The sequence below is a fragment of the Fulvivirga imtechensis AK7 genome, assembly GCF_000331535.1.
Classification (GTDB): Bacteria; Bacteroidota; Bacteroidia; order Cytophagales; family Cyclobacteriaceae; genus Fulvivirga; species Fulvivirga imtechensis.
The window spans coordinates 15,544-31,957 of the sequence record NZ_AMZN01000006.1; the positions used below are offsets into that span (position 1 = coordinate 15,544).

Genomic DNA, 16,414 nt, shown 5'->3' on the forward strand with positions numbered 1-16,414 from the left:
CAAATGAAAAAACTGTTTACAACTTTTATTTTTCTGGCTGCAGCTTCGGTATCGTGGGCCAATGGTTATCAGGTGTTATTGCAGGCTGCACGTGCCATTGCAATGGGAAATATCGGGGTGCCTTTTGCCACTTCATCCAGTGTGTTCTGGAATCCCGGAGCCCTGGGGATCGCCAGGCATTCAACTGTTGAAATTGGCTTTGCTCCTATTTTCTCTCGTGTGCAATATTATGCCTCAGATATTCCCAATAGCACCTATACAGCGGAAACAGATAATCCCATAGGTACTCCCTTTTATCTCTACGCGGTGTGGGCTAGAGAAGAAAGTCCGTTAAGGCTGGCAATTGGGGTCTACACACCCTATGGTAGTAGCGTGAATTGGGAATCTGGCTGGCGGGGTGATGTTCTCTTGGATGAAATCGGGTTGGAGTCTGTTTATGTTCAACCCACCATTGCCTACAAGCTTACCGATAAGTTGAGCATTGGGGGAGGGGTGGTCTATGCCATCGGATTCGTTAACCTGCAGCGACAGCTTCCTATTTCTTCAGAAGACGTTGACCCATCGGTGGAGTTGAACGGCAACGCTTCTGGCTGGGGTTATAATTTAGGCATTCTGTTTCAGCCATCCCAACGGTGGAGCATAGGTTTGAACTACCGGTCGAAGGTGAGTATGACGCTTAAAGATGGCGATGCCACATTTGCAGTACCCCAATCTCTGCGGGTGTATTTCCCGGAAGGCAATACTTTTGATACTACCCTGCCACTTCCGGATAACATTGCCCTGGGTGTAGCCTGGCATACGAATGAAAGGCTGACCTTAGCGGCACAGGTTACCCGCACGGGATGGAATGCCTATAAAGAACTGGCGTTTGATTTTGCAATAAATACTGACCGGCTTCAGGATACCCACTCACCTAGAAATTATGAAAATTCCTATTCGTATAACGTTGGTGCCGAATATGCACTCAACCCTGTTTTTACACTAAGGGCCGGCTATTATTTTGATGAAAGCCCGGTAAGGGATGGATACCTGACCCCGGAAACGCCCAGCTCTGACAGGAATAATTTCACCGCAGGGGTGGGTATAGCAGTGACGGAGCAACTCAACGTTGATCTCTCTTTCCTGTATATCAGCGCCAAAGAACGCACTCAAACACAGGAAGATGTAGAGCAAGCGGGCACATACGATCCCGAAACAGGAGAGCAGGGGGCCTTGCCAGGTACCTATCGCTTTAATGCTTTTATACCCGGAATATCTATCAGTTATAAATTCAATGTAAGACAATGAAAAATATACTTCTTATATATATAGCTATAATTGTCGGTTTTGGATGTCAGCCTGAGCTTGACGTGCCTGTACCACAGCGAGGTAAGGTCGACTTTTCAAACTATATAGCCGTTGGTAACTCGCTAACAGCAGGGGTAAGTAACGGAGGACTTTATCGTGACGCACAACTGACTTCATTTCCTGCCATTATTGCGGGACAGTTTCAGGAAGTAGCACCAGTGAATTTTGAGCAGCCGCTATTACCGGAAGGCACTGGCACAGGCTACATGTACATAGCCGGTTTTAATGACTCAGGGGCTCCACAAATTGGTATGCGTGCACCGGATCCGAATTTCGCAGTTAAGCAAACCGGAAGTTTTAATAATCTCGGTATTCCTGGTATCAGGTTAAAGGATATTACTTTTGTGGGTTTGGGGAAAATTAATATCAACCCATTCTTTTACAGGATACTATCGCATGGCGAAGAAAACTCCACCAGCTATCTGGACCTTGTGGCGGAGAGTGAGCCTACTTTTTTTACCTGCTGGATAGGCAGTAATGATGTATTGGGCTATGCTACCACAGGTGGAGCTTTCGGAGTACAGGGTAAAGAAGGTACAGGATTGTATGGCATCACCGATCCGGAATCGGAATTTGAGCCTTTGTATCAGTTGCTGGTCCAAACACTGGCCAAGAACGGAGCAAAAGGTGTAATTGCCACCATCCCTGATATTACAGCAGCGCCATATTTTACAGCGGTGCCATTTAATGCCATTCCCATGGATCAGACTGCGGCCGATCAGGCAAATGCAGGCTATGCCGGGTATAATGCTGGTATTCAGCAGGCTTATGCAGCCGGATTGATCAGCCGTGAAGAGAAAGAGCTACGGACTATACGCTTTAATAAGGGACAAAATGCGGTGGTTATAGATGATGAAACGCTGACCGACCTTCAGGAGGGAGGGTTGCCCAACCTTCGGCAATTAAAACATAATGAAAAGGTACTATTGACGGCTAATGAAATATTAGGAACCCGCAAGGACCCCGAAGATCCCGCCTCGATAATTGGAGTGGGAAGCCCTCTTGCAGAACAGCATGAACTCACAATAGAAGAGATCGAAAACATTACCGAAGCCATTTCGGCCTATAATGCTATTATTGAAAATATTGCGGCTGCTAACCCGGATATAGCACTCGTAAAAACCAATGAGCTGTTGAAACGGGTGAAGGCAGGTATGTTTGTAGACGGTATACCGATAGATGCTAAATTCATATCGGGAGGGGCATTTTCCCTGGATGGCATCCATTTGACCTCAAGAGGCTATGCTTTGGTGGCCAACGAGTTTATCAAAGCCATAAACAGGGATTTTGGAGCTTCCATAAGTCCGGTGATCGTGAGTAGATATGAGGGTGTTAATTTACCTTAAAAGATCAATGTCATGAATAGAAAATATGATTTATCGGCCTACAACGAGAAAAGAGATTTCACTAAAACATCCGAACCACCCGGCACTACGGGAAGATCATCGGAGCGGTTAAGGTTTTCATTCCAGAAACATGCCGCATCCACACTGCATTATGATTTCAGGCTTGAGGTGGACGGTGTATTGAAGTCGTGGGCTGTACCAAAAGGACCATCTACTAACCCGCAGGACAAGAGGCTGGCTATACGTACAGAAGATCATCCACTCAATTACATAGATTTCGAAGGGGTTATTCCTGAAGGGTCATATGGAGCAGGCAAGGTATTGGTATGGGATATAGGTACATACGATAATATTACAATTAAGAGCGGACAACTGGAAGATCTGAACGCAGCCATAAAGAAAGGACACTTTTTAATTGAGCTGCATGGTAAAAAGCTTAATGGAAGCTATGCTATGACCCGTATGAATGATGAAGAAGAGCAGTGGCTATTGGTGAAAATGGCTGATGAGAATGCACAAAGCCAAGGACGGATTTTGGAGGAGCAACCCCAGTCAGCTATAAGCGGAAAGCTGATAGAGGAAATGAAATAAGTTGCCCCGAACCAGCATCTAAACTCAAAAAACAATGAAGGTAGGAAGAAGAAATACAGATATTACGAGCGAAGAAAAGCTCATTTTCCCGGCTTTGGGAATATCAAAGAGAGAGCTTGTTGATTACTATTATACAATAGCCCCTTGTATGTTACCATATATCGAAGACCGGCCATTGATGTTACAACGCTTTCCTAATGGTATCGAAAAAGGTGGTTTCTACCAAAAGGAGGCATCGGAATACTTCCCGGATTGGATAGAAACAACGATTGTTCCCAAAGAAAATGGTGAAGTAGAACATGTGGTTTGTAATAATCCCGCTACACTGGTCTACCTGGCTAATCAGGCTACAGTTAGCATTCATTCATGGCTTTCAAAAACCAAAAACATTAACAATCCGGATAAATTTATTATAGACCTGGATCCCCCTTCTGACGACTTCGAAGAGGTGAGAAGGGCAGCTTTTCTGGTGAAGGACTTCATCGATGAACTTTCCGTTAAGTCTTTTATAATGACCACTGGCTCATCTGGTATGCATGTCATTGTTCCCTTAGATGCCCGGTTTTCCTTTGACCTGGTGCGGGAGACAGGCCACGCTATTGCAGAGGAGCTTACTGAAAGGCACCCGGATGTTTTTACCACAGCACGATTTAAAAGCGATCGGGATGGAAAGATCTACCTGGATATACAAAGGAATGCCTATGCACAAACCGGTATAGCTCCATATAGTCTGAGGAGTTTGGCAGAAGCATCGGTAGCTACCCCTCTGGAATGGACAGAGTTGGGGGATCAGGCAATTGATGCCCGTACTTTTACTATAAAAAATATCCATGAGCGAATAGCTGAAAAAGGTGACCCCTGGAAGGGAATGAGAAGACACGCCATATCTCTCAAAAGCCTCGAGAGAAAACTTCAGAAGGTACAAACTCTTCATCATAGTCACTGATACAGTTCTTCATCTTTGTGTATTTTTTTACACGATTAATGCCGGTGGACCCAAATGATGAGAAATTTCTGCAAACTTAAAAAGCTTGCCGGTGCTATTATTTCAGGTCTTTTCATGGCCCCTGCACAACCTGCCATTTTTGGCATGTATTTTTATCTATATCTCGTGATTAATCATTAACTAAACCAAAAAATGCTATGAAATTATTTAGGACCTATTTAATGGCGCTATGTTTTGCTATGCTGTTTGCTTGCGGGGCAGGCAATGAAGACAAAAGAGATACCATGGAAGATGCTGAACATTTTGAGCCCATCAACGGAGATGTCGTTGAGAATGACGATGAAAACAGTGAAGCTTCTCTAACTGCTATAGCCAATATAGCCAGTGCAAGTGGCAGTAAGCTGACCGGTAAGGCTACCTTCAGACAGCAGGAAGATGGAAAAGTGAAATTTGAACTGGAAGTAAAAAATGCCAAGCCCGGCCAACATGCTGTACACCTGCATGAAAATGGTGATTGTAGCGCTGCGGATGCGTCTTCAGCAGGAGGACACTGGAATCCGACTAATACCAAGCATGGTAAAAGAGGAGAAGGTGAATTCCATAAAGGAGATATCGGAAATATGGAGGTAGGTAATGACGGTAACGGATCAATGGAGATGACGGTGGAAGGATGGTCTATAGGAGGGGCTAAGGATAGCAACATACTAAATAAGGCTGTAATTGTACACGCAGGAGCTGACGATTTTACTTCTCAGCCATCAGGAGCTGCAGGTGCCATGATAGGCTGTGGTGTCATTAAACAGGGTGTGGAATAATAAATGAAGATTGCAGAGTCATTACCAGAGTCATTTCAACGCTTTTTCATCAATGTAGCTGGAATAGGCCGCTTTACAAAGCAGTTTTTCCGCCAGGTGTTCAAGCCGCCATTTGAGTTTCGGGAAATACTCAACCAGGCTTACAGGTTGGGGTATGATTCCTTATTTCTGGTAGGTATTACCGGGTTTATCATTGGTATGGTAATGACGCTGCAAACCAAGCCCACACTCGAACAGTTTGGCGCAGAATCATGGTTGCCATCTATGGTGTCTGTATCTATTATTCGGGAGATAGGACCGGTCTTGACTGCACTTATCTGCGCTGGAAAGGTAGGGTCGGGCATAGGGGCAGAGCTAGGTTCCATGAAGGTATCTGAGCAGATAGATGCCATGACCGTATCAGGCGCCAATGCTTTTAACTACCTGGTTGTTACCAGGGTAATAGCCACCACCATTACTGTTCCTATTCTTGTATATTATGCCGATGCTATTTCTTTAGTAGGATCGTATGTAGGAGTCAATATAGAAGGTAACGTAAGTCCTTCACTGTTCTATAAACAATCCTTGGATATCCTGGTGTTTTCGGATATTGTTCCGGCCACTATCAAAACATTGTTTTTTGGTTTTGCCATTGGTATTGTAGGTTGTTATAAGGGCGCAACTGCTGATAAGGGAACGTTGGGAGTAGGTAGCGCAGCTAATTCTGCGGTGGTGATATCTTCGCTGATGATCTTTGTTATAGACCTGATCGCTGTTCAGCTCACACAATTGTTTATAAGATGAAAGAGGAAGAAATAGTGATTGACATTCAGGAACTAAAGAAGTCATTCGGTGATAATGAGGTGCTGAAGGGAATGAACCTCCAACTGCATCGTAAAGAGAACCTGGTTATACTTGGCAAAAGTGGTACGGGAAAATCGGTTCTTATCAAATGTATTGTCAAACTTATAGAGCCGGATGAGGGCAGGCTGCGGGTACTGGACCAGGAAGTAAAAGACCTTGAAGCAGACGAAGAACTGAATAAACTCAGGAGGCGGGTTGGATTCCTTTTTCAGGGAGGAGCACTCTACGATTCTATGTCAGTGCGGGAAAATCTTCGGTTTCCGTTAGAGCGGCTTTCGGATAAGCCATCAAGGGACGAAATGGAAGACAGGGTATACGAGGCGCTTAGAAGTGTTGGTTTGGAAAAAGCCATTGATAAAATGCCGGCGGAGCTATCGGGAGGTATGAAAAAGCGGATAGCACTGGCCCGGACATTGATCCTGAAGCCTGCTATTGTGTTGTATGATGAGCCCACTACCGGCCTGGATCCGGCTACCTCTAAGGAAATAAGCCAGTTGATATTGGAAATGCAGCAGGAATACGACATTTCCTCCATTATCATCACGCATGACATGGCCTGTGCCCGCATAACATCGAATAAAATGAAAGTCATTCGCAATGGCGTGTTTAAATATAAAGGTACCTATGATGAACTCAGAGAAAAGAACGACCCATGGCTGCGTGATTTCTTTGAGTAAGGAATAGTAAACAAATGAATCAGTGGATAAGAAAGTAAGAGAAGATATTACGCTAGGAATTTTTGTAACCATTGGCCTGCTGCTATTTGTAGGCCTGGTCTATTACATTGGCAGTAGACAGCAGTTGTTTGGAGACAGGGTAAAGCTTACTGCGCTATTTAAAAATGTAAGCGGGTTACAGCCAGGTAATAATGTGCTGTTTTCAGGAATAAAAATAGGAACAGTCAAAGACATTGAAATTGCCTCAGATTCTACAGCACGTGTTACCTTATATATAAATAGTGAGGTAAGTCAGTTTATTAAAAAAGACGCATATGCTACCATTGAGTCAGAAGGCTTAATGGGAAATAAATTAGTGAGTATATCCTCAGGGGCAGCTACAAGCGCTGCCGTGGAAGATGGCGACCAGATCAGAACAAAAGAACCTGTTAGTATCGATGAGGTGATCACCTCTTTTAAGGCTACCTCTGACAACGCACGTGACCTGACGAGAAATCTCAACCTGATCAGCGAGCAGATAAAAAATGCCGAGGGTCTTTTGGGAAAGGTCGTATCAGATTCTGTGTTATCACAACGAGTTTCTAATGTGGTGATATCACTGGAAAGAACAGGTGTGAATGCTGCACAGATCACCCGGCAGGTAGAGATAGCAGCTCGACAGGTTAACACAGGGGGAGGGCTTTTGAGCAAGGCGTTGCATGATGATAGCCTGGCCAACGATCTGCAAACAACAATTGATTCTGTAAAATATGCGGGCCGAAACCTGGCAGATGCCAGCAGGGAGTTAAAGCTGTTTATGAAAAGACTAAATGACAATCAGGGAATGATAGACAAATTGCTTAACGATACGGCCACTGCTAAAAAGTTTGAGGAAACCATGTACAACGTGCAGCGCGGTACAGAAGATCTGGATGAAGTAATGAAAACTATCAACAATAGTTGGCTGTTAAACCTGTTTTCGGGGAATAAAAAAGAGGATTAGTTGCATACAAAAGTAATTGAATGTTTCGGAAAATTGATAAAACCACCATTCCCCCTAATGGAAAACCAATGATGGTGTGGGACGGAGACTGTAACTTTTGCCGGTATTGGATCTGTGTTTTGAAAAGCAAAACCGGGGATGAGCTTGAATACCAGACTTACCAGGAGGCAGCAGGTTACTATTCCAACATTTCCAGGCAAGCTTTTGCTGAGGCGGTTAGGCTTATAGATGGCGGTGGTCAGGTATATAGCGGACCGGATTCGGCATATAGAGCTTTCTTTTACTTCAAAAACCCTATACGTTTTGCACATGACTGGTATGACAGATCAAAGGTGTTCAGATTCGTTAGCGACCATGCATATCATTTTGTTTCCACCCACAGGCCACTGATGCTTACCCTCACAAGAATGATGTGGGGAAATGATCCGCTAAACAGAAAACCCTACTGGCTCATATACCTGGTCATTATACTTATTCCTGTTGTTTTATTATTTTTTTAATGCTCACCGTTCACAGTTTACAGTTTACAGTTCAAACCGTTCAAAGGACGCTCAGCGCCACGCCCTCCGCCCTCCGCCATTCCTGTAATTTTCAGTCTTTTTCTTGAATTGTTGATTAAACCTTTAATCTTTGCAATCGTTAGCGTTAGTATTTGCAATCCGGTTGTTATGAGAAAAATATACTTATTGTTGCTCTTCACATGGTCTTGTGCTATTTTTTCTTTTGCACAGAAGCCTGAGAAGCCCAATTCAGCAGAGATCCTATTGAAGTTGAAGAAGCTGAACTTTCTGGGAACAGCCCTATACGTGGCCGCTCATCCCGATGACGAAAATACCAGGCTTATCACCTGGCTTTCAAACGACAGGTTGGCTAACACAGCTTATCTGTCATTGACACGAGGGGACGGTGGTCAGAATCTGGTGGGCCCGGAAATTCGTGAGGCTCTTGGGATAATACGTACACAGGAACTTTTGGCAGCCAGAAGGATCGATGGTGGTAAGCAATTCTTTTCCCGGGCTAACGACTTTGGTTATTCAAAATCGGCAGAGGAGACACAGGAAATATGGGATAGGGAAAAAGTGCTGGCAGATGTTGTCTGGGTCTATCGCAATTTTCGTCCTGATGTCGTCATTACCCGTTTCCCCCCTGATGAAAGAGCAGGACACGGTCATCATACTACTTCTGCTATCATGGCAAAGGAAGCCTATGAAGTGGCAGCCGACAAGTCGCAGTATCCTGAACACCTTGAGTTTATAGAGCCATGGCAGCCTAAACGCGTGTATATCAATACCGGAAGGTGGTGGAACCCTGATATTAATGCAGATACAGAAGGTGTCGTTGCCATAGATGTAGGAGGTTATAATCCGTTGCTGGGCAAGTCTTACCCAGAGATTGCTGCATTGAGCCGAAGCCAGCATAAAAGCCAGGGCTTTGGGTCTACAGGTACAAGAGGTGAGCAACTTGAGTTTTTGGAGCTAATGGCGGGCGATGCGGTTGAAAAAGATATTTTTGAGGGTATCGAAACCAGTTGGAAACGCGTAAAGGGAGGGGAAAAAATTGGAGCAGTGCTGGAAAAGGCTATTGCTCAATATAATCCCGAAAACCCTGCTGCCATTATGCCCTACCTACTTACTGCAAGAACGGAGATACTTAAACTCAATGATCAATATTGGAAACAGACCAAAGAGACTGAGGTCAATCAGTTGATAAAAGATGTGTTAGGACTCTACCTGGAAGTCGTTGCCGGTGACTTTTCCGTTACACCCGGAGACCAGGTTCAACTCATGGTAGAGACCATTAACCGCTCAGCATTTCCTGTCCAACTGCAGCGTGTAAAATACAATGCCCTGGCCGATACAGTGATGCAGTTGAACCTGACTAATAACGAAGTGGTTACTTTTAAAACTACACTACAGATACCAGAGGACAGAGCTTATTCACAACCTTATTGGCTTGAAAAACCGGGGACCCTCGGGATGTACCAGGTAGATGACAGAGGTTTAATAGGTCAACCAGAAAATAGGCCGGCAATACCTGTCAATTTTACATTAAACATCGGTGGGCAGCAAATTGACTACACTGTTCCCGTAGTTTACAAATGGAATGATCCTGTTGATGGAGAGCAATATAAACCTTTTATATTCACCCCTCCTGTTTTTGCCAATATCTCCGAACCGGTTTATATATTTTCAAATGACGAAGCCAAGGCTGTGGATGTGATGTTGAAAGCCGGAAAATCCGGTATTTCAGGTAAGCTGTCTTTGCAAATTCCTGATGGTTGGAAAATATCACCTTCGGAATATGCCTTTGATCTTCAGATGAAAGGGCAGGAGAAAAGTTTTAGATTTCAGCTCACTCCACCCAAAAAGCAAAGCGTGGCCAACATAAAGGCCGTTGTTGAGATAGAGGGGAAAAGTTACAGCAAGGGGTTTGTCAATATAGAATATGATCATATTCCAACCCAGCTTTTCATGCCCGAAGCGGAATCGCAGATAGTGAAGATAGACATTAAAAAAAGGGGTGAGGTAGTTGGATATATTCAGGGTGCCGGTGATGCCATACCCAGAGCACTACGTGAAATTGGCTATCAGGTAAGAGAAATGGCGGAAGATGAGGTAATCCTTGAAAACTTAAAAGGACTGGATGCGGTGATACTGGGTGTGCGTGCTTTAAATACTAATGAAAGGATACCTTTCTATATGGATGATCTATTAAAGTACGTTGAAGAGGGCGGTACACTAATTGTACAGTACAATACAAATTTCAGGTTGCAAACCGAAGATTTTGCACCTTACCCTATGAAGCTTTCCCGCGACAGGGTAGCAGATGAAACGGCAGAAGTAAGAATACTCAAGCCTGACCATCCTGCTCTTAATATTCCTAATAAGATAACCAAAGAGGATTTTGAGGGCTGGGTACAGGAGCGTGGCCTGTATTTTCCCGGCGAATGGGACGAGAAATATGATGCACTGCTTTCCAGCAATGATGACGGTGAAACACCAAAGGACGGAGGGTTGTTGGTAGCAAAATATGGAAGGGGTTACTATGTTTATACCGGGTATTCGTGGTTTAGGGAGTTGCCTGCCGGAGTACCGGGCGCTTACCGGCTTTTCGTTAACCTGGTGTCATTAGGAAGTAATACCGAGTCGAAAAACACTACCGGAAAATCCAAATGAACCTATGAAGAATAGTTCTTTAAAAAAGCCCCGTGAGGAAAAGCCACCTGTCTTTAACAGTTGGAGGGGCTGGTACGTCCTTGTTATAGGCAATCTGGCTTTTTTAATTATTCTCTTCTACCTTTTTACACGACATTATTCATGAGCGCAATCGACTGGATCGTACTGCTGGGTACACTGATTTTTATTGTTGTTTACGGAGTATGGAAGAGTCGGGGCAGTAAAAATATCAACGACTATCTTCTGGGCCATAACTCCATGAAATGGGGCACAATAGGGCTGTCCGTGATGGCAACGCAAGCCAGTGCAATTACCTTCCTGTCCACACCGGGGCAGGCTTATGAATCTGGAATGGCCTTTGTACAGAATTATTTCGGTCTACCTATTGCCATTGTTATTATTTCGGCTGTTTTTATACCCATTTACTATAAGCTTAAGGTGTATACTGCCTATGAGTTTCTTGAGAAACGGTTTGATTTTAAAACAAGACTACTGGGAGCGTTCCTTTTTCTGGTACAGCGCGGTCTGGCAGCCGGTATCACCATCTATGCACCGGCCATCATCCTCTCCACAATGCTGAAGTGGGATCTTACCCTTACGATCTTGCTCACCGGTATATTGGTTGTGATCTATACTGTGTCGGGTGGGACAAAGGCGGTTAGCATTACACAAAAATACCAGATGGCTGTGATCATGGGAGGGATGTTCATCGCCTTTTATATGATCGTTGACTATTTGCCGGACTTCCTGTCCTTTAACCAAGCCATACACGTGGCTGGTAAAATGGGTAAACTGGAAGCGATAGACTTTTCCCTGGATCCTGAGAAAAGGTATACCATATGGACGGGACTTACCGGTGGGCTGTTCCTGGCGTTGTCTTATTTTGGTACAGATCAGAGCCAGGTGCAGCGGTACCTTACGGGTACATCAGTAGCTGAAAGCAGGTTAGGATTGATCTTCAATGCTATTTTGAAAGTGCCAATGCAATTCTTTATTCTTTTTGTGGGAGTTATGGTGTTTGTGTTCTATCAGTTTGTTCAGCCGCCCGTTTATTTTAAGCAGGCAGAGATGGAGCAGTTGTATGCCAGCGCATATAAAAGCGAAGCTCAGCAGTTGGAAAAAGAATACACTGAGACTTTCGAAACCAAGAAAGCACAACTCAGGGACCTGGTTACCGCAATGGAACAAGGCGGGGAACGCGACATTGAGGCTGTAACAGAAAAGGTGCGCGAAAGTGATGCCCGGGCACAATCAATACGAGCTGAGTTAAAATCGCTGCTTATAAAAAATGACCCGGAAGTAGAGACGAAGGATTCGGATTATGTGTTCCTCACTTTTATTATGAATTATTTGCCTAAAGGTATTATTGGATTGTTATTGGCAGTGATATTTTCTGCTGCGATGTCGTCAACATCAGGAGAGCTCAATGCGCTAGGCTCCACTACTTCCGTGGATTTTTACAAGCGGATATTTAAAAAAGATGCTTCAGATAAGCATTATCTTGTGGCATCGAAGCTGCTTACCGCCTTTTGGGGTGTTATTGCCATAAGCTTTGCTCTGTTTGCACGCCTGGTGGAAAACCTGATAGAAGCAGTGAATATTCTAGGTTCAATTTTCTATGGAACTATACTAGGCATTTTTCTTGTAGCCTTTTTTGTAAAATTTGTTAAGGGCAATGCGGTGTTCATGGCCGCTGTGGCAGCACAACTCTTTGTGATTTTTAGCTTTTATACATTTGAGATCAGCTACTTATGGTACAATGCTATTGGGTGTATATTGGTAATCGTAGTGTCAATTCTGCTTCAGCTAATAATTGGGCATAGGCAGCAGCCTGAAAATTAAAAGGAGGTCCTTCTGCCCAATCAGCTAATATCTTTTGCCGGAAATATGATGTTGATTTTTGTGTATTTTCCCGGTTCGCTGCTTATTTCGGCTTTTCCATTCAGCTTCTCAACAGATTTTTTTACCAGGTACAATCCCAGACCGTTTCCTTTCGATTTCTGTGAGCCTCTGTAGAACAGGTCAAATATTTTATCTTTGATACTATCTTCAATGCCCTCACCATTGTCTTCTACAGAGAGGTAGATCATACTTTCTCTTTTTTCAACACCTACCCTAATTACCAGTTCTTTTGAGGGGTTTCGAAAGATCAGTGAGTTTTCCAACAGATTTTTCAGGATAATGGTCAATAATGTGATATCAGAGTAAAAGGTCGGTGAAGTGTCAAACTCACTCTGTAGTGTAAACCTGACCTTTGATGTATTGAGTGATGATTTGACATCTGAAAGGAGCAACTCCATATTAATTGGGACATAGCTAACGGTGGTCTTCAGGATAACATGCATGGAGAGCAACTTCGCCAGTATACCATTCATATTGTAAGCGGTGTCTTCTATGCGATCAAAAAACTCTAGATAACGATGATCATTCGAAATGGCCTTCCCAAGCATGGTTAGTCCCAGCAGGCTGGCGGTAGGGCCTTTTAAGTCATGCGATGCCCTGTAAATAAATGTATCCAGCTCTTCATTCGATGATCTTAACTTATCAAGTGTGGACCTGAGGTCTTTCGTGCGCTCTTCTACCTTGTCCTCCAGTTGAGAATTGACCTTGGTAAGCTTTTCATTAACACTGGTGATCTCTGTGTGTGCCTTTTCCAGCTCCAGGTTCTTTTGAGCCAACAGGTCGTGCTGTAGCAGTAATTCCTCCTTTTGCTCTTCAAGCACCCTGTTGATCTCCATCAATTCAGAGGTTTGTTCTTCTACCAGGGAGGTCAGTGTCTTATTTCGTCTGTTTACACGGTGGACACTCAGTCGGAAGGCAGCAAGTATAAGTAGTGTAGTAACAATGGCGGTGACCAGGTAAAACAGTGGTGTTTCATAAAAATGCGGAGAGACAATAATGGTAACTGATGCCGGATTTTCATTCCATATACCATCCTCATTAGTGGCCGTAACTTTGAAGGTATAAGTACCATGTTGTAGGTTTGTGTATTGAGCAGATCTCTCGTGTCCGGCCTTTATCCAGGTCTTGTCAAAATTAGACAGCATAAACTTGTACCGTACCTTGGCAGGGGATATATAATTTAGCGCTTCATAGTCGATAATAATACGATTCACATTGGCATCCAGTCTTAACGTATCATTTTTTACATGCATTTTCCTGCCGTCTGCTGTCAGGCTGGTAATAAAAACGGGAGGTGGAATTTCGTTATAGCCTATTTCCTGGGGGCTGATCATGAAAACACCATTTAGCGCAGGTACCCAGATACTTCCATCTCCAGCTATTACAGATTTTGCCGCACCGGTGCATTCTGCCACTTCAAGGCCATCTTGCTTATCAAACAACCTGAAGTTAATATTATCAATTGTGCCATCGGCAAAGTCGTTTAACTCCTTTTTTCCTGCCTTTACCACACCTTTACTGGTGGGCAGCCACACATCACCGTATGCATCTTCCAGAAAGTCAAACGGTGCATCGGTGGCCAGGCCATGGGCAGCGGTGATATTAAAGAACTTGCCGTCCACCATCCTGCAGATGCCTCCGTTGGTGACCACCCAGGTAACGCCATCCTGATCAGTGTAAGTGTTGAAGATCAAATTACTGGCAAGCCCATCTTCTTTGGTGATATACTTTACAGTACCATCGCGTTTAATGATGTTAAGGCCGCTTTCATTGGTGCCGACCAACAGGTTGCCATACCGGTCTTCCTGGATTGACATTATAAAATCGGAGTTGAGAAGATTACTTTTGTCGTAGATCTCAAACTTATTCTCACCTATAACTTTAACAAGTCCGCCAGCTCTGGTGCCGAACCAAATATTGTGGTTAGAGTCTTCAAAGAAAAGCCTGACTTCGGCATCGGGAAGCCCATTTTCAGTGGTATACCATTTTTCAGAGCCCGACCGTTTCTTCAGCAGCATACCTACTGAGGTGCCTATCCATATATTACCCTTCGAATCCCTTAGTATACTTCTGATCCTGGTATCCGGTAGTGGTGTGTTGAGCTTAAACTCTCCTACACGGTCATGCTCGATGAGATTGATTGTACCGTTATTTGTACCGACTAAAAATCGATTGTCTCCGTAGGCGGCTATGCTGCTAATGGCTTTTGTTGCCAGTCCATCTCTGACCGTGTAATTGGTAAATTTACTCTTTTTGATGTGCGCCAGCCCGGCATGATAGGTAGTGACCCATATATTCTCATTATCGTCTACCAATACATCAGTAAAGAAATCGCTGGGTATTACATCAGCAAGCGCTAGCTGAGCCCATTTGTTGGCATCCCGAGTTTTTCGGTACAATCCGCAGTCGGTCGCAAGCCACAGGTTGCCTTTCTTGTCTTCAAATATGGTGTTTATGAGGCAGGGGTCAATGCCGGCCACCGGTTCGAAGTTTTTGCCATTAAACCAGCAGAGGCCAAGATCGGTGCCCACCCACAGCTTACCATTTTGGTCTATATGAATACTGAATATCTTATTTCCCGGCAGCCCGTCTTTAGTGGTGAATATTTGAAATTGTTCATTGTGATAGCTTACAAGCCCATTTCCTTCTGTGCCTATCCAAATGGTGCCGTCCGCAACAATGCTGATAGCGCTTATGGTTATATTTTCAATGGCAGGGTGGTGCTTAAATTTGTTGATTTCTTTGCCAGTGTGGTAGTAAAGGCCATTACCCCGCGTACCTATCCAAATGCGATCATTATCAATAACCATGGTTTGGATGGATTGGTTTTTCATGTTCTCGTCATTTTCGGAGATAAATTCTCCGTTTTGATAAGACATTATGCCGTCACCATAGGTAGATATCCATAGTTTGTTATTGGAGTCTTCCTCAATTTGTGAGATGGCGTTAGAGGGAATATTGTCATTAGCGCGAGTGTAGTTGGTAAATTGTATTCCATCGAACTTGATAACTCCGTCAAATGATGACAGCCATATATACCCTTTTTCTGATTTATGGATTCTCAGCAAGGTATTTGCCGGTAGTCCGTCATCTGTCGTCCATCGTTCTACATAATATTGTTGCGTATCACCACCCGGAATTACCAGCCGTTTTGGTTGACCGAAAATGTCATTGGCGATACCTGCTATAAGAATTGCGACAAAAAATATCAGTTGTATCTGTAAAAATTTCATTAAAGCCAGATAAGGTACGCTTTGAGCTATATTAATATAATAGATTATTCGATATTATCCTATGCATCAAAACGCTAAGTTTGGAAGAATATAAATGTTTTTCAGACCTTACATTCACCCATACAACGAGAGTGAAGGCTGTGGGCTTAATTTCGGTCATCAGGTATTTCTATTATAAAAGTGGTTCCCTCACCGGGTGCGCTTTCGCAGTGGAGGGTGTACCCCAATGCCTCGGCATATCGCTTGACTATGGCTAATCCCAGTCCGGTTGATTTTTCTCCTGCTGTAGGTGTGGCTGATGCTCGCTGGTATTTGTTGTACATCACTTTTTGGTCTTCTTTGCTGATACCAGGCCCATGGTCAGAGACCACAATTTTCAGGTGCTTATCTGCAGATTTTTGTATCCCCAATGATACGGCTTGGTTGGCAGGAGAGAATTTTATGCTGTTGGATACAAGGTTGGACACCATTTCCATCAGGAGTACACGATCTGTTTCGATCACGACATTATCAACTTCGGCTGTGAGCGTAATATTGATATTCTTCGATTTGGGAT

Annotated in this window: 13 protein-coding genes; 11 read left to right on the plus strand and 2 right to left on the minus strand. The window is 43.9% G+C overall.

Annotated elements, in window-relative coordinates; translation table 11 throughout:
* Positions 1-3: 3 nt before the first annotated feature.
* From C900_RS01930 to C900_RS01980, 11 genes are all read left to right on the plus strand, one after another.
* On the plus strand, positions 4-1,287 hold the full coding sequence (locus C900_RS01930) for an OmpP1/FadL family transporter (RefSeq protein WP_009577864.1): 1,284 nt from the start codon (positions 4-6) through the stop codon (positions 1,285-1,287).
* On the plus strand, positions 1,284-2,693 hold the full coding sequence (locus C900_RS01935) for an SGNH/GDSL hydrolase family protein (RefSeq protein WP_009577865.1): 1,410 nt from the start codon (positions 1,284-1,286) through the stop codon (positions 2,691-2,693). The genes C900_RS01930 and C900_RS01935 overlap by 4 nt, the downstream gene beginning before the upstream one ends.
* Before the next feature lie 12 nt (positions 2,694-2,705).
* Positions 2,706-3,284 (plus strand): DNA polymerase ligase N-terminal domain-containing protein, encoded by a 579-nt coding sequence (locus C900_RS01940; protein ID WP_009577866.1) that lies wholly within the window; start codon positions 2,706-2,708, stop codon positions 3,282-3,284.
* Positions 3,285-3,318: 34 nt separating this feature from the next.
* Positions 3,319-4,230 (plus strand): non-homologous end-joining DNA ligase, encoded by a 912-nt coding sequence (ligD, locus tag C900_RS01945; protein ID WP_009577867.1) that lies wholly within the window; start codon positions 3,319-3,321, stop codon positions 4,228-4,230.
* A 197-nt stretch (positions 4,231-4,427) separates the two neighbouring features.
* Positions 4,428-5,045: a superoxide dismutase family protein gene (locus tag C900_RS01950; protein WP_009577869.1), complete on the plus strand. Its 618-nt coding sequence runs from the start codon at positions 4,428-4,430 to the stop codon at positions 5,043-5,045.
* Between the two features lie 3 nt (positions 5,046-5,048).
* Positions 5,049-5,828, plus strand: a complete 780-nt coding sequence (locus tag C900_RS01955) for an MlaE family ABC transporter permease (RefSeq protein ID WP_009577870.1) — start codon at positions 5,049-5,051, stop codon at positions 5,826-5,828.
* Positions 5,825-6,565 (plus strand): ABC transporter ATP-binding protein, encoded by a 741-nt coding sequence (locus C900_RS01960; RefSeq protein WP_009577871.1) that lies wholly within the window; start codon positions 5,825-5,827, stop codon positions 6,563-6,565. The genes C900_RS01955 and C900_RS01960 overlap by 4 nt, the downstream gene beginning before the upstream one ends.
* A gap of 22 nt (positions 6,566-6,587) precedes the next feature.
* Positions 6,588-7,547 carry an MlaD family protein gene (locus C900_RS01965; RefSeq protein ID WP_009577872.1) on the plus strand — a complete coding sequence of 320 codons (960 nt, stop codon included), beginning with the start codon at positions 6,588-6,590 and terminating at the stop codon, positions 7,545-7,547.
* Positions 7,548-7,567: 20 nt separating this feature from the next.
* Positions 7,568-8,047: a thiol-disulfide oxidoreductase DCC family protein gene (locus C900_RS01970; protein ID WP_009577873.1), complete on the plus strand. Its 480-nt coding sequence runs from the start codon at positions 7,568-7,570 to the stop codon at positions 8,045-8,047.
* A 168-nt stretch (positions 8,048-8,215) separates the two neighbouring features.
* The gene (locus tag C900_RS01975) at positions 8,216-10,723 is read left to right on the plus strand and encodes a PIG-L family deacetylase (protein ID WP_083867412.1); all 2,508 of its coding nucleotides are present in this window, start codon (positions 8,216-8,218) and stop codon (positions 10,721-10,723) included.
* 141 nt (positions 10,724-10,864) lie between these two features.
* Complete coding sequence (locus tag C900_RS01980) at positions 10,865-12,565, plus strand: sodium:solute symporter family protein (RefSeq protein WP_009577876.1); 1,701 nt, start codon at positions 10,865-10,867, stop codon at positions 12,563-12,565.
* Between the two features lie 20 nt (positions 12,566-12,585).
* On the opposite strand, the gene C900_RS01985 is transcribed toward C900_RS01980, so the two are convergent.
* A complete protein-coding gene (locus tag C900_RS01985) occupies positions 12,586-15,858 on the minus strand; it encodes a two-component regulator propeller domain-containing protein (protein WP_009577877.1) in 3,273 nt (1,090 codons plus the stop codon).
* A 146-nt stretch (positions 15,859-16,004) separates the two neighbouring features.
* Complete coding sequence (locus C900_RS01990; protein ID WP_157493855.1) at positions 16,005-16,361, minus strand: sensor histidine kinase; 357 nt, start codon at positions 16,359-16,361, stop codon at positions 16,005-16,007.
* Positions 16,362-16,414 lie beyond the last annotated feature (53 nt).

Excerpts from the sequence above, each read along its gene's own strand:
- ligD (WP_009577867.1), top strand. The coding sequence starts at position 3,319 with ATGAAGGTAGGAAGAAGAAATACAGATATTACGAGCGAAGAAAAGCTC.
- C900_RS01980 (WP_009577876.1), top strand. The coding sequence starts at position 10,865 with ATGAGCGCAATCGACTGGATCGTACTGCTGGGTACACTGATTTTTATT.
- C900_RS01985 (WP_009577877.1), bottom strand. The coding sequence starts at position 15,858 with ATGAAATTTTTACAGATACAACTGATATTTTTTGTCGCAATTCTTATA.
- C900_RS01975 (WP_083867412.1), top strand. The coding sequence starts at position 8,216 with ATGAGAAAAATATACTTATTGTTGCTCTTCACATGGTCTTGTGCTATT.
- C900_RS01935 (WP_009577865.1), top strand. The coding sequence starts at position 1,284 with ATGAAAAATATACTTCTTATATATATAGCTATAATTGTCGGTTTTGGA.
- C900_RS01955 (WP_009577870.1), top strand. The coding sequence starts at position 5,049 with ATGAAGATTGCAGAGTCATTACCAGAGTCATTTCAACGCTTTTTCATC.
- C900_RS01970 (WP_009577873.1), top strand. The coding sequence starts at position 7,568 with ATGTTTCGGAAAATTGATAAAACCACCATTCCCCCTAATGGAAAACCA.
- C900_RS01930 (WP_009577864.1), top strand. The coding sequence starts at position 4 with ATGAAAAAACTGTTTACAACTTTTATTTTTCTGGCTGCAGCTTCGGTA.
- C900_RS01940 (WP_009577866.1), top strand. The coding sequence starts at position 2,706 with ATGAATAGAAAATATGATTTATCGGCCTACAACGAGAAAAGAGATTTC.
- C900_RS01950 (WP_009577869.1), top strand. The coding sequence starts at position 4,428 with ATGAAATTATTTAGGACCTATTTAATGGCGCTATGTTTTGCTATGCTG.
- C900_RS01960 (WP_009577871.1), top strand. The coding sequence starts at position 5,825 with ATGAAAGAGGAAGAAATAGTGATTGACATTCAGGAACTAAAGAAGTCA.